Here is a 13,030-nt window from a genome sequence, read left to right as displayed (position 1 = left end):
AAGTACCTCATTTACCAGCACGCTGCTGTAACCCGGAAAAACCTCCAAAACATGAAAAAACAAATCAGCGAAGAAGCCTTTGACGAGATCCTGGATGAACTTGTCATATCGTACGCGAAACAGGCCGACGCCAGAGAACTACACCAGATGGCGATGGAATGGAACTGGGATGACGATAAGCCCTTCCTCCACTGGCTGATAGAGAATCCTGCTACGGATCGTGGCACCATCCTCATGATTTACTGGAAGTATGGTCCACGTTACTGGAAGCAGTTCAAAGACAGGGAACATGTACTCGCAGAAGATGAATATGTTGAAAGCTTTGATATCATTGAGAACATTGAGCAGAAGTACACCAGTGGCTTCTACAAAACGGGACGTTTTGCCTTTGATCCGAATGAGAAAGATTATGACGGAATGGTGTGGTCAGAAGAATACAGCGACAAACCTGCTGTAAGCGAAATACCGGCCGTTATGTTGCAGAAAGTGGATGGAGAAACCGTGGAGCCACCGGAAGATTTTGAAGAAGGACTCCCTCCTGCCCTGATCGAGCAAATGGAGGATGCTTATGAGCAATATGACATCGACGAAGATTAATTTATACAATAGAAAAGGATAGCTACACATGCTATCCTTTTTCTGTAGTTATCCCCCCCGCGATGCATCAACAATATTCAGTATTTAACAATAAACGCATAGATCTGAAAGGAACAAATATTGGCTGGTGTCAGATTTTTAACTAGATTTAATCAGTAAACAGACACGTCCCTTTTAGCCGAAATACCACGGACTCATATATCATACCTTACCTCAAACACCACTATAATGGCAGTCCCCCAAAAACTACGTACTGCAATCGCCCGGATGGAAGCTGCAGATGGCGCATTAGCAGATGAAATCAGCAAGATTAGAAGTAATCCCTCTTACAAGGAAGAAGCACGTGAGATCGCACCACGTATTACGACCGAAGTACCTGAAGGTTTACAGGAAGGGTTTAACACCGACTTTGCGCTGGAGACCATCGTGCTGCGCGTAGGCCGGCCGGTATTACGCATCAATGACAACCTTCCCAGTCTGGAATTCGAAGATGTAGAAAGCCAGATCTGGAAGAGTAAACTGGAGCAGGCGCGTAATACCCTGCTGCAGACGATACCTTCTGTAGGCCGTATAGAGGTTAAACACCACCCCTCTTTCGAATGGCTTGGTACGGGTTGGATGGTAGCGCCAGATATTGTCGTAACGAACAGACACGTTGCACAGGAATTTGGCAGAAGAAACGGTGACGGTTTCGTGTTCCGGCAGTTGCTCGATAAACCGGTCAGTTCTTCTATCGATTTTTTACGGGAACAGGACCTGTCACCCGATCGTTCTTTTCAGGTATTGAAGATCCTGCATATAGAAGACGATCGCGGACCAGACATTGCTTTCCTGAAAGTAGCATCGTCAGGCGGCGCCACACTCCCACAGGCATTACCGCTTTTCACCGGTACTGCTGTCAGTAACACGGATATAGCAGTAATAGGCTATCCGGCAAGGGACAGTCGCATCCCTGATGTGGCATTGATGGAAGATATCTTTGGTAAGATCTATAACTTTAAAAGACTGGCGCCAGGTAAGATAACAGCGGTTACACCTGAGCGGATCTTTCATGATTGTACTACCCTTGGTGGTTGTTCCGGAGGCATCGTATTTGATCTTTCCAACGGACAAGCGCTGGGATTACATTTCGCAGGTCGCTTCCTGGAATCCAATTATGCCGTACCTGCTGCTATTGTAGCAGAGCGGTTAGCAACAATACAACGATCTGGCCCTGTTTCTGCGGCTATCGTATCCGAGGATAAGCCACCGGCATTACAACAATTACAGGCATCTCCATCCACTCAAACAAACAATGTAAACGTGCAGACACAGACATTCTCTTTTAACGTTCCCATAGAAGTGACGGTTACTGTCGGTCAGCCTGTCATTGCAGGAGCAACAGCTGCAGCGCAAAACATACAGGCTACACAACCGGCAAACGTCGAAAGTGAAGACGAATACTATACGGAAGGTGTTGCAGAAGATTATGATGACCGTACAGGCTACAATCCTGCATTTCTGGGTAATGAGTTCATGGTACCACTGCCAGAGATTGCAGATCCTGCGAAAGCCGCAGATGTACTCCGGTATGACAGAAATGGTGAGCAGGACCATGTACTGCGTTATGAGCATTTCTCTGTTGTAATGAGTAAAAAAAGACGTCTTTGTTATTTCAGCGCTGTCAATATCAATGGCGCTAAATCAAGAAAAGCGACCAGAGTAGGCTGGCGTACCGATCCGCGTATAGCAAAAGATGCCCAGATCTTAAAAGAGTGTTATGGTAATCCGCCTAAATTCAGCCGTGGACATATGACCCGCCGGGAAGACCCGGTATGGGGCAGTGAAACAGCTGCATTACGTGGAAATGCGGATTCTATGTGTGTGACTAACACCATTCCGCAGATGCAGTCTTTTAATGCGCCGGTATGGCTCGGACTGGAAGATTATGCATTGGACCATGCACGTGAAGACGGCATGAAGATAACAGTATTTACAGGGCCTGTTTTCAGAAAGAATGATCCGGTGATCTATGGCATCAAGATACCGGTGATCAGCTGGAAAATTATAGTCTTTATAAATGATGAAACAGGAAAATTGTCGGCTACTGCTTATAAGATGTCGCAAAAGGATCATTTGCCGGAAGAAGAATTTGTCTTTGGCGAATATGAAGCTGCGCAGACTTCTATCGCGAACATTGAAAAGCTGACAGGATTATCTTTCGGAGACTTATCCGCACATGATCCATTAAATGAGCAAAACGAGTTACAAGCTTTCGCACTGGAGCATGTCAAACAAATCCGGTTTTAAATACCTTCAATAAACACTCCGATAAAAAAGTAAAAGGCTGCCTGCTATCAACGGGCGGCCTTTCACATATACTATCCTTCAATCAGGCCGACCATCGCATCTTTACATTGGGCAAGAAACATACCCACGGAGACATGTCCCTGCTGACTGCTATCCAGTCCTTGAATGTAGCTGTACGGTACATAAATGCGGCAGCAATATCCCAATGACAGCGTTAAATAACTACGCGCTGAATCTTCAAAATTCTGATCCCATTTACAGACCTGTTTCCAGTCAAACGAAAAGTATTCATCCAGGGTTTCAATTAATTTAGGCCAATCATCCCGATACCATTTTCCGGACAGCTGGTGCAGGTTGGCCGGCGTATTAATTTCCTTTCTGAGCAGCCGCTCTCCATCTGCAATAGGAATATCCAGGCTGGCGACGTATTTATTGAAATGCATGAACTTGATATGACGGTCGACCTCAACTTCGAAGAGTTCTCCATTGATGGTAACAACTTCTGCATTGACCCAATCGAGCGGCATACTATACAATGAATATCCCTGTTGTTTTACAGTGCCTGGCCAGATATCCATTATCAGATATTGTTTACCGTCATTCCCCCATAGGAAGTCCGGAATGGCTTCTGTCGCCCATGGCTTATTGACCTTTATAGACGTACGGTCCCAAAGTACATCTATCTGATCGCTGCCAATGGACTGTACGGCATAATGGAGTCGTTGGGTCAAAGGCTGACGACCTTTAAGGTCTGAGTTATCTTTGAAGAAAGGCTGAAATTTAAATGGTTTTGTCGGCACCCAATGACTGAAACGTGCTTTTACCAGTTGCAGGAAAGAATTGATGAACTGATTGGACTGACCGTTGTAGGTATAAAAATTACTTATCTGTTCGATCAGGTGCAGCATATCACTCCAGGTGCGATGCATGGGTGTGATATGTATATGTTCTTTACTGGTAAAAGGTGCGATCTGCTGACGAAGTTGTTCCTTACAATCTTCACCCGTACGTTTTACTTCGAAAATGATCTTAATATCTTTGATAGAAATCACCAGGTCAGTGATGTTCATCTTGTTGATGGCATCTATGTTCTTTTCTATGCCAGTCCAGTCTTCCCTGGCGGTCGTATCTGTTAGACCGATAGCATATAATTTGCGCGTTTCCTCCACGAGTGTAGACGTCTCTATCTGCATGTCAAAATCGATAGAAGTATCTTTTTCATGTACATAAAACAGGAAGTTATAGTCCTCGGTAGAAAGCACTTCTCGCAGAAACGCGTACAATAACACGGGGTCGTGTTTCAGACAAAGTGCGAAGGCGCGGGTAAGGTTATTTTCGATGAATGTAGGTTCTTCACTTTCGTGATAAAAGTTAAACAAATGAAGATGATGATTCATAGTATCGGATTTATTCGTTGGGTACAAGGTTGACTGAAATTTCAAAAACTGACATATTAAAAGAAGAGTTGCATTGATAGATGCAGGGTAACACCCATATTTTCTAAAAGAGAATAATTTCAGCGTGAATCGATGGTACCAGGTTTATGCTAGCCAGGAACCGGGAGGCAGGAGATCGTCTTAAAAGAGTACCGGTTATTTTACTGGGAGATACCCGATCCCGCAAGCTGGTATAGTATATGACGCGGAATGCCAGGTGTGTGCAAAAGGAAAGCGGATACCAGTCTCCTACCCTGAAAAAGGGGAAGATAACTGGTTTGTAGAGCGTGTTAATACGGATAAGAAGACCTGGTTATTTCGTATTTATTTTCCTGGAATTGAAACAGACGATAGCAGTATAGCAGTTGCTGGTTTGAAGGATCTATATCCCTATCGGGGATTGGCGTTTACCGGTAGATGCACATTGTAGTTGACAAGGCTTACTCCTGACTGATAATCAGCTCCCTAGAGCGGTCCTGAATTTGAAAAAATATGTATTTAAAAATTTTGAAAGATTAATTTTATTATTACATTTGCATCCCGTCGTTTTAATACCGACAATACCGGTTTCGGGACGTAGCGCAGCCCGGTAGCGCGCTTGCATGGGGTGCAAGAGGTCGCTAGTTCGAATCTAGTCGTCCCGACGTTAAATCTTTCAACAGGCTGTAGATCTTCTACAGCCTTTGTTTTTTTCCGGCATCATCTAACACTTCTTTTCCAAAAGCCTTGCTGCTATTGGATTTTACTATTCTATTTATTGTTCTATAAATATTGCCACCCTACAACCGGGTAGGCATTCATCACTAAATAAGCTTGTTGTTAAAACACCTGCATGGTTACCTCAAAAGGTTACCTTTTTGCAGGTAACCTTTTCACAATAAGCTATTGGTTCACCAACAGTTAAGCTATTGAGGTTTTGAGCTGGCAAACAGACCTGTTTCTAAACCTTAAAACTTATCTGCATGAAAGATGATCAATCCTTCGGTGTTCATTTTATGATCCGCAGGGATAAGGCACAGGATAATGTAGCTCCTATCTATGCAAAAATTTCGGTTGACGGTGATTCTGCCTTGCTCTCCACAAAGTATTGGGTACCCATTGCCGCCTGGGAAAACAAAAAGGGCCTGGCAAAATCAGGCATCCCAGAACTAACGCAGTTGAATACCGATCTTGAATTGGAACGTTCGGCCATTACCAACTGTTATAAAACGCTTCGTGAAGCAGGCGAATTATTATCACCTCACCTGGTAAAGGCTACCTATCTTAAAGGTTCTAAACAAGCAAATGGATCGGTGGCTCCCCGTCTTACACTCCGCACATTAATGCAGAAGTATGAAGAAGTGGAGGGCAAGCGACTTAAGAAGGGAACCTGGAAGAATTATACTTCTACATTCGCATATCTGGATGGGTTTCTTAAAAAGGAGATTCCAGGTGGAGATATACGAGTAGATAAACTAACAAAGGAGTTTCTTACCTCCTTTAAAACGTACATTCCAAAGAATCCCATAAAAGAAGGCTTCGTGTGTCAGGGAAACGGGTTGGCTAAACATATTGAAAGAACGATGCGCATGGTCAATTGGGCGGTGGACGAAGAATTACTGGACCGTCCTCCTGTAGGCTCGTATAAGGTAAAGAAGAAAAAACCTAAAAAGATCTTTCTGGATGAAGAGGAACTGGCAAGAATGGAAGCGCAAGTCTTCCTGGATGAAGAAGTTGCTTATGTACATGACCTGGCTATCTTCGCTTGTTACACAGGTCTGGCCTATTGCGATGTTATGAATGTTATCGATCAGGATATAAGCATATTGTTTGGCGCTACCTGGTTAAGTAATGAGCGTATAAAGTCTGAGGGATACTTCAAGGTGCCTCTGTTGAAGAAACCATTGAGCATTTTGAATAAGTACCGTTATGCACGTGATCGCGGCAAACGGAAAGAAATTTTCCCATATATCTCCAATCAACAGGTTAATAGGGCAATCAAAGTCATTTTACAAATTTCCCGCATTCATAAGAAAATCACTTTTCATAAGATGCGCCATACGTTTGGAACCACGGTCACATTAGCGAATAATATGCCTATTGAATCGCTAATGAAAATGATGGGCCATTCTAAAATCAGTTCAACGCTGGAATATGCCCAGGTTGTCGATAGTAAGCTTATGAAGGATATGCAGGGGTTATCAGAACGGCTGGAAAAGCCGGTACATATTCGTAGACCGGTATTCGATGGAAGCATCAGAAACCTGATGTACCAGGCTTGTAGCTGCGTAAATTAGCTTGTAGAGTATAGCAAGTTCGTTATTTCATTAAGCCCCTTCGCAGGAAGGGGCTTTTCCGTGTCATACAGGTATACCGGCTTATAAACGGGGTCATAAAAGAGGATAATGAGTTATCTTTATAGGAAACGATCAAAATGACCTACAGGGAGTATTTTGAACAATTACGTACCGACTTTGCGTATAAAACCGATGCTTATATAAAAGCGGAAAAGCAATTAACGGAAGAGCCTGCATTTATTGATGAACAGGTGATGCGCCACTTTATTGATGCTAAAAGTGCCTGGCAAATGGCTGCAAATAAGTATAATGCGTTGATCGATTTTGCTCGGCTACATAATGTTAATCCTGATGAGAACATGGTCACTCTCTCGTATTAGCCACAAGGCTGTACTGGTTAACAGAAACCTTACGCAAACGAACGCGGAGCTGCATATTTCCGCATCTTCCTCCAACAGGAACAACAATGGCTTCAGCATGATGTTCGGCGGAAACGGCCCTCAGATCAATTACACTATAAACCCCGACAGGCAGGCCATGAGCGGAGGGTTTGTAGTTTCATTTGATGATTATGAGCTGTTCTGGAAGGAAAAAGGAGTATATGATAATAACGTTACCCAGCTCGATGCGAAGCAGATAGCAGATATAATATGGACTAAATGGCTGGAAAGCGTGGGTATCCTATAAATATTTGGTGGCAGCCAGGAGCCTCGCAGTAGTTAATCAATAGCTTCTGCGAGGCTCCTATCCTACCATATGTCACGAGTATCATATCAGCACCTGGTGGCTTTATTCCGCCATAACACCTTCGTATACATATTCCACCGCACTCCCATCTTCATTCTGCACATCCCAGGCCGTCCTGATCTTAGCCTTAAGATAAGATTCATATTCATTTCCTGCAATATCTACTGCCAAGTCAAACAGCATCTTATCGAGGGTAACAGTCAACTCTCCTTTGTGATCATGGAGCGATTTAATGATTTTAAGATCTATGGGCGATAGAACCGCAGAGAGGTAGCCCACTACCTGATTAAGCCGTTGAAGGCGGCCAGCTTCGTCTTCCCGTGTATGGGATAATGTAATATGATCAATCATATAAATTCGTTTATTTTAAAGCTACTGCATTTATTTTTGTAAAATACCCTTAGATCATCACCTCGAAAAAATAAATCAAATGCGCAAAAAAACTGCGCATATTCTCCTGAAATTTATATCGACAAGAAATTTTATCGCTATTTAAAGGCTTCATTATCATGAACAATAATTTAAACGACACCAATACTACTGATGGAGTTTACTATCGCATCCCCTCACACCCAGCTATAATAAGCGCTCTTGGCAGATGTTTATATAATTATTTAGCGCTGGAAGAATCAGTAGTCGCAATTATTTATGAAGCAGATGAAACTGCTTTAACATTGGTACGTACCAAAATGGGAAATGCTAAAGTGCAGGCACTTACAAAGTTCACAAAAAACCTTCAATCTAATGGAGCACCGCAGCATCTTATCGATACACTTGAGAAGGCTATCGCTGCCTTTGATACCATCACCAGGAAGTATCGTAATGCCATTGCACATGCCACCCCCTTTACAGCAGGCAAAGACGAAAGTGGCTCGTACATGCCAGGTTTGTTTTTTCGTATAGAAAATACATACCTATACAAGCCAGACGATTTACATAGAGTTGCTTTAGCTATTGAAGAAGCTATTGATCCCCTTGGAAACGCACGCATGGCAGTAAGGGAATACATCCAATCGACATCAAAAAAATAATTATGCTTAACGTCTAATTTGTTATAATTTATTAAACATAGGGGTGCTCTCTACCGCATCTGCTGCATTTTTCAATTCCGAATCCAACAACTCATTAGCTCTTTGAAATTCAGTCTTCTCTAATTTGTCAGAATGTTCGAAAGAAAATACATTTTCTTCAGATTTAACCAATTGAACAAATGGAGTTGGAGAAGATGAAGGAGTATTGATAGAAAAATCATATCTGCTTTGCTTCAAAGGACTGTTGTCTGCATAAATGAATAATATTATTTTTAAATCTCTACTACTTCTGGATGGCGGAATGGCGATATAAAACCTTCTTGTGTAAGGCATATTATAGTGTAGAACTTTTGCAGCTAACACTTCGGTATCTACCTTTCCTTTCATTCCTGCGCTGACATCAACGCTTTCTTTTTCATAGAAGAATAACCCATAAGTACAACCTAATGAGTATGAAACATTATGGGCGGTTAAGTATCTTGAAAAGTTATGAATAGTAAGTACAAATGACAATATTGCGTGATTTCGAGCAGGTGTCGTAAATTCTTGCGTTTTAATAAATGCTCCTAAATCAGGCATTTTTATTTGCTTCATCAACGCTTCAATGTAATGGTGAGGAGCTGCTCTGGTATGCCCGTCTAATCTCATCCAATAAATGTTCTGAAACTGGTGTGGAGGAAATGAACTTCGGCTGGCCTCTAATATATAAATAAAACCTCCTTCAGGACATTGCATCTGATGATACAGGACTCCAGCGGGTGCTGGAATAATAGAGTTGACAACCCTGGCCATAAATTGGTCCTTGGGGATATTGATAGGCACAGGCGTTAAATTGCCATAGAAGTGCTTCTCCTTTACCCCGTCAGTCATAGCTTCTACACCTTCAGGACTACCCCAAACAATGATCCCTCCATCACTATTGAGGAATCCGCAGATTGTCTTTAATACTCCATTCTCCCGTTCTCTCTTCTCTTTCTCCGGTTCCTTGGCTTTATCATCCTTTACGTAATAAGATTTAAACTCTATGATGTTACTTTCAACCTTGGGAGCGTTAAAGTAATCCAACACATCATCATAAGAAACTTCGTTTAGTTGTTTGCCAAAAAGCAGTTCTGAAAACATCGTGGTTTTTTGAGAAAGGCATCAGTTTATCTGCACATGCCCTGTGATGAAATAATTATGCGTTGCCAGATTGGTTGTTACACAATATAACGAATACTTGAAGGAGTATCGGAGGTAAATATTAAAACATCCTCCTCAACACCTTCCCATTCGCCGCCTTCACCTTCCCATCCCCCAAATCCCCCCACAGATCCCCTTTCCTATCCAGTCGACGTTCAATCGTATCCACCGTAAACGCCCATCGGTCCAGCGAAGCATTCACTTCCCGCCACGAGAGCGGCGTGCTTACCAGCGGCTGATGATATGGCCGTATGCAATAAGGCGCGGCCAGCGTATCCGCGTAATCATTCTGCCCCGCATCGATGTACACGCGGGAACCCCGCTGGTTGATATTTGTATTCACCGTACTGATCTCCGGCACCAGGTCATGCACCTCCGATGCCAGCACGCTTGCTAGTAACCGGGCCTGACGAAAACCAAACCCCTCGCAGGGTATATAAATATGTATCCCCGTTTTACCCGAAGTTTTCACAAAACTCTTCAGCCGGTGCTTATCCAGCACTTCCTTTACAGCGCGGGCCACCTCTATCGCATCAGCAAAACCACGGTTCTCTGCTTTTATCAGCGCATCACCTTTCAGCTTTTCCGGACTCGTAGGATCAAGATCAAGCCACAAGTAATCCGGATACTCCGGCTGTTGTATCCGGGAAGCCCAGGGGTTGATATCTATACAGCCGGTATCCACCATAAACAGCAGCGTCTCGGCGTTGTTGGCTACCAGGTAGTCGATCTGGTCGCGCTTTCCGGCTTTCTTTGTACGGCGTGTATCGGTGAATACGGTAGCACATTCCGGCTGACGGCCCTCCATGTCTTTAATAAAGAAGCGTGGTGCTCCGGCATGGGTCAGCTTCAGGTGGAGCGATTGGGGCCGGTCTTTGATGTAGGGCAGTATCAGGTGCGATAGGCGGTTGTAATATACCAGCAGCTTGCCCTTTGGTACATCGGTCCACAGTTCACGTTCGAGGTCGTGAACACGAATGGTGCATTTGCGCATGGTAAAGTCCATCCATTCCGCGCCTTCCTGTTCTTTGTCTACGGCTTTCCAGTTGCTGTCTGTGTTCAAATAGGTGGCTCTCGAAGCACCAGGCGCCTCCACAGGCGAAATTATGGGATCGCCTTCTTCTTCACGTATAACTTCTTTCGCGTCTTTGTCTTCCCGCAGTCCTTTGAAGGGTGCCGGATGGCGAATGGTACCAGACGGGGTGTAAAAGCCGGATAGGTCAAATTCAGCTACCAGTTGCGGTTTTACAAAGTGTTGACGCGTTTCGGTTTTGGCAGTGTTAATGAAAGGTTTCTTTGTTATTTCGAGTTGCTTTAACCGCGCGAAGAGGGCCTTGCCTTCTTCGGCTGACCAGCCCCCTCCGGAGTGGTGTACGTATACCAACTCCCCAGTAGGAAGGTATTCGCCGAACATGAGGGAACGGAACCGGCTGGGTGAGTCGGCTTCGGTATAGCCTACAATAACAAACTCCTGCCGCTTACTGAGCTTCACTTTTATCCAGGCGTCACCTCTTTTGCCGGAGGCGTAGGCGCTGTCGGCTTTCTTGCCTACTACGCCTTCCATACCCTGCTCCTGCATTCGATTAAACAGCGCCCCGCCATCAGTGTAAACCGTGCTTAGCTTTAAAACCGGGCCTTCTTTTATCAGCATCCGCAGCAGCTCCTGGCGCTGGGTAAGCGGCAGGCCCGTAAGGTCTTGCCCATCCAGCCATAGCAGGTCAAAAAGGTAATAGTAAATGGCCGATCGCTTGCCGTTGTAGCGTTGCACGGCATTGAAGCTGGGTTTGCCGTCTTTACCAGGCACTACTATTTCACCGTCTATTATGCAGTCATGGCCAATAGCGGCCAGGGCTTCGGCTACCAGCGGGTAGCGGGCGCTGTAGTTGAGTCCTTTCCGGGAGTGGATGCGGGCTTTTTTCTTGCGTACGGAGGATATAGCCCGGTAGCCGTCCCATTTTATTTCGTAAATATATTCATCCCCTGGTGGAAGCGTTTTCAGGGGCGTACAAAGCATGGGTTCTATATAATCGGGCATTTTGTTGTTAACCTTCCGCACCATAGCAGTAAGTTGATAAGAAGTGAATCATGCGTCTTTGAGAACGCCTTTGACGTAGGCGGCTACTTCGTCGTTCGCGTCGGGGGTTTTCATCCGCTCACGTAAATGTTCATCCCAGTCGGTGAGTGCTTCACCAGGGGTGGCACCGCATCCGAATATACCGGCTTGCGGGTCCGGACCTAACAGGCAGCAGTAGCTGTCGCCTTCCTTGAATAGAACGGGGTGTAGTTCTCGTATGGCGCGGGGCAGCTCAGGCTGCCCGTAGTCAATCGCACACTGCATATCAGCAGGTATCTGCATCTGTTCCATAGTAAGACCCTTTGTTGGTAGCATCCAATAAACATGCCTCAACTAACTTATATCAGTAACCGAATGGCATACTTTTAGGGGCTTGTCTGTTAAAATAATATTCTATGTCAGACGATAAAAACATACGCGATCAGCGTGATAGAAACCGCGTTTCAGCGGAGGAAGGTTATGAGCTTGCTTATCTTGAGGAAAAGTTCAATCTTACAAGAGAGCAGGTAAAAAACGCAGTAAAGGCCGTAGGCAGCGACCGCCAAAAGGTGGAAGCTTACCTGGCAAAACAGTATAACAAGTAATTATGAGTTGTGAAGAATTACCAGAGCAATTAGCGCTTGCGTACGAGGGCCAATCGCTCACAGTAACCATCCTTTGTTCACTGGAAAAAACCATTTTTCAGGTTCCGTTCACCAAAGGTGCGGAACCTGTTAATATTACTATGGAGGTGGATGATGATGGTAATGAAAGCTGGCTGGAGAATGGCACACCTACCGATCGTGCGAACGAGGTAGGCCGCATATTGGAAGCTACTTGCTCATAGATATTTTAGTATCTCAATAATCTGCCGTAGATCGGTTATCGGTTCGCCATCCATCCTGTAATAGGCTCTTTGGCCGTCGTAGGTGGTGGCCGGCTGAACAGTTTCTGCCATTACATGTCCTTCCGGCACTTGCTTTATAATGGCTTTTACCTCTTCCAGCGTGTAGCTGGTTATTAGCAGTACTTCTATGTCTGGCAGGTCTTCGTCAGCGTAATCAGAAAGTATATACTCACCCGGCAGCAGGTGTATCAGCTCTTCTACATCTGCCCTGCATTCGGCACTGAACTGGTATATGTTCACAGTGCGTCTCCCTCCTGATGTTCCTGTAAAATAACGTCCGACAGTTCAGATTCGAATGCCGCTATTTCTACGGGTATCCGGTCCTTATCCGTTATCATAAAACCGGCTTCACTTCCCTGCAGGTGAAAACGGAAGGTGTCTTTTCCATCTAACCGCACGTTCACTCTAAAGAGCTGTAGTTTTCTGATGTTGATCGGGTCGAAATGAAACTCGTACTTCGTCTCTCCCACCGTAAATCCCTTCACAAATCGTTTTATAGTCATAGTTAGTTC

At 44.6% G+C, this 13,030-nt stretch carries 15 protein-coding genes and 1 tRNA gene; 9 read left to right on the top strand and 7 right to left on the bottom strand.

What is annotated here, in order from left to right; all coding sequences use genetic code 11:
• Positions 1 to 51: 51 nt before the first annotated feature.
• A complete protein-coding gene (locus CPIN_RS16150; protein WP_012790894.1) occupies positions 52 to 597 on the top strand; it encodes a DUF4274 domain-containing protein in 546 nt (181 codons plus the stop codon).
• Positions 598 to 825: 228 nt separating this feature from the next.
• Positions 826 to 2,886, top strand: a complete 2,061-nt coding sequence (locus CPIN_RS37920; protein ID WP_012790893.1) for a DNA/RNA non-specific endonuclease — start codon at positions 826 to 828, stop codon at positions 2,884 to 2,886.
• A gap of 71 nt (positions 2,887 to 2,957) precedes the next feature.
• Here CPIN_RS37920 and CPIN_RS16140 read toward each other — a convergent pair whose 3' ends face one another.
• Positions 2,958 to 4,283, bottom strand: coding sequence for a hypothetical protein (locus CPIN_RS16140; protein ID WP_012790892.1), 1,326 nt, complete (start codon positions 4,281 to 4,283; stop codon positions 2,958 to 2,960).
• A gap of 609 nt (positions 4,284 to 4,892) precedes the next feature.
• On the opposite strand from CPIN_RS16140, the gene CPIN_RS16135 reads away from it, so the two are divergent.
• The 4 genes from CPIN_RS16135 to CPIN_RS16120 all read left to right on the top strand — a co-directional run bounded on the left by CPIN_RS16135 (position 4,893) and on the right by CPIN_RS16120 (position 7,285).
• Positions 4,893 to 4,966: transfer RNA gene (locus CPIN_RS16135), tRNA-Pro, on the top strand.
• Positions 4,967 to 5,284: 318 nt separating this feature from the next.
• Complete coding sequence (locus CPIN_RS16130) at positions 5,285 to 6,598, top strand: site-specific integrase (RefSeq protein ID WP_012790891.1); 1,314 nt, start codon at positions 5,285 to 5,287, stop codon at positions 6,596 to 6,598.
• 137 nt (positions 6,599 to 6,735) lie between these two features.
• Complete coding sequence (locus CPIN_RS16125; RefSeq protein ID WP_012790890.1) at positions 6,736 to 6,978, top strand: hypothetical protein; 243 nt, start codon at positions 6,736 to 6,738, stop codon at positions 6,976 to 6,978.
• Positions 6,950 to 7,285: a hypothetical protein gene (locus CPIN_RS16120; RefSeq protein WP_012790889.1), complete on the top strand. Its 336-nt coding sequence runs from the start codon at positions 6,950 to 6,952 to the stop codon at positions 7,283 to 7,285. The genes CPIN_RS16125 and CPIN_RS16120 overlap by 29 nt, the downstream gene beginning before the upstream one ends.
• A 102-nt stretch (positions 7,286 to 7,387) precedes the next feature.
• Here CPIN_RS16120 and CPIN_RS16115 read toward each other — a convergent pair whose 3' ends face one another.
• Positions 7,388 to 7,696: a hypothetical protein gene (locus CPIN_RS16115; RefSeq protein WP_012790888.1), complete on the bottom strand. Its 309-nt coding sequence runs from the start codon at positions 7,694 to 7,696 to the stop codon at positions 7,388 to 7,390.
• Positions 7,697 to 7,854: 158 nt separating this feature from the next.
• Between CPIN_RS16115 and CPIN_RS16110 the strand changes: the two genes are divergently transcribed.
• Positions 7,855 to 8,376: a hypothetical protein gene (locus CPIN_RS16110; RefSeq protein WP_012790887.1), complete on the top strand. Its 522-nt coding sequence runs from the start codon at positions 7,855 to 7,857 to the stop codon at positions 8,374 to 8,376.
• A 21-nt stretch (positions 8,377 to 8,397) separates the two neighbouring features.
• Here the strand turns inward: CPIN_RS16110 and CPIN_RS16105 are convergent, their stop codons facing one another.
• The 3 genes from CPIN_RS16105 to CPIN_RS16095 form a co-directional block, all read right to left on the bottom strand.
• The gene (locus tag CPIN_RS16105) at positions 8,398 to 9,498 is read right to left on the bottom strand and encodes an AlbA family DNA-binding domain-containing protein (protein ID WP_012790886.1); all 1,101 of its coding nucleotides are present in this window, start codon (positions 9,496 to 9,498) and stop codon (positions 8,398 to 8,400) included.
• A 121-nt stretch (positions 9,499 to 9,619) separates the two neighbouring features.
• The gene (ligD, locus tag CPIN_RS16100; RefSeq protein ID WP_044218883.1) at positions 9,620 to 11,617 is read right to left on the bottom strand and encodes a DNA ligase D; all 1,998 of its coding nucleotides are present in this window, start codon (positions 11,615 to 11,617) and stop codon (positions 9,620 to 9,622) included.
• A 24-nt stretch (positions 11,618 to 11,641) separates the two neighbouring features.
• The gene (locus CPIN_RS16095; RefSeq protein WP_012790884.1) at positions 11,642 to 11,923 is read right to left on the bottom strand and encodes a hypothetical protein; all 282 of its coding nucleotides are present in this window, start codon (positions 11,921 to 11,923) and stop codon (positions 11,642 to 11,644) included.
• A 104-nt stretch (positions 11,924 to 12,027) separates the two neighbouring features.
• Here CPIN_RS16095 and CPIN_RS16090 point away from each other — a divergent pair, with 104 nt between their 5' ends.
• On the top strand, positions 12,028 to 12,216 hold the full coding sequence (locus tag CPIN_RS16090) for a DUF3606 domain-containing protein (RefSeq protein WP_012790883.1): 189 nt from the start codon (positions 12,028 to 12,030) through the stop codon (positions 12,214 to 12,216).
• A gap of 2 nt (positions 12,217 to 12,218) precedes the next feature.
• Entirely contained in the window at positions 12,219 to 12,458 is a 240-nt protein-coding gene (locus CPIN_RS16085) for a hypothetical protein (RefSeq protein ID WP_012790882.1), read from the top strand.
• On the opposite strand, the gene CPIN_RS16080 is transcribed toward CPIN_RS16085, so the two are convergent.
• Together CPIN_RS16080 and CPIN_RS16075 are read right to left on the bottom strand one after the other, a co-directional pair.
• A complete protein-coding gene (locus CPIN_RS16080) occupies positions 12,453 to 12,758 on the bottom strand; it encodes a hypothetical protein (protein WP_012790881.1) in 306 nt (101 codons plus the stop codon). The genes CPIN_RS16085 and CPIN_RS16080 overlap by 6 nt on opposite strands.
• A complete protein-coding gene (locus CPIN_RS16075; protein ID WP_012790880.1) occupies positions 12,755 to 13,021 on the bottom strand; it encodes a hypothetical protein in 267 nt (88 codons plus the stop codon). The genes CPIN_RS16080 and CPIN_RS16075 overlap by 4 nt, the downstream gene beginning before the upstream one ends.
• Between the last annotated feature and the right edge of the window lie 9 nt (positions 13,022 to 13,030).

The organism is Chitinophaga pinensis DSM 2588, assembly GCF_000024005.1.
GTDB classification, from domain to species: Bacteria; Bacteroidota; Bacteroidia; order Chitinophagales; family Chitinophagaceae; genus Chitinophaga; species Chitinophaga pinensis.
The sequence above is the reverse complement of the archived record's forward strand: the minus strand, read 5'-3'. Positions and strand labels throughout refer to the sequence as shown.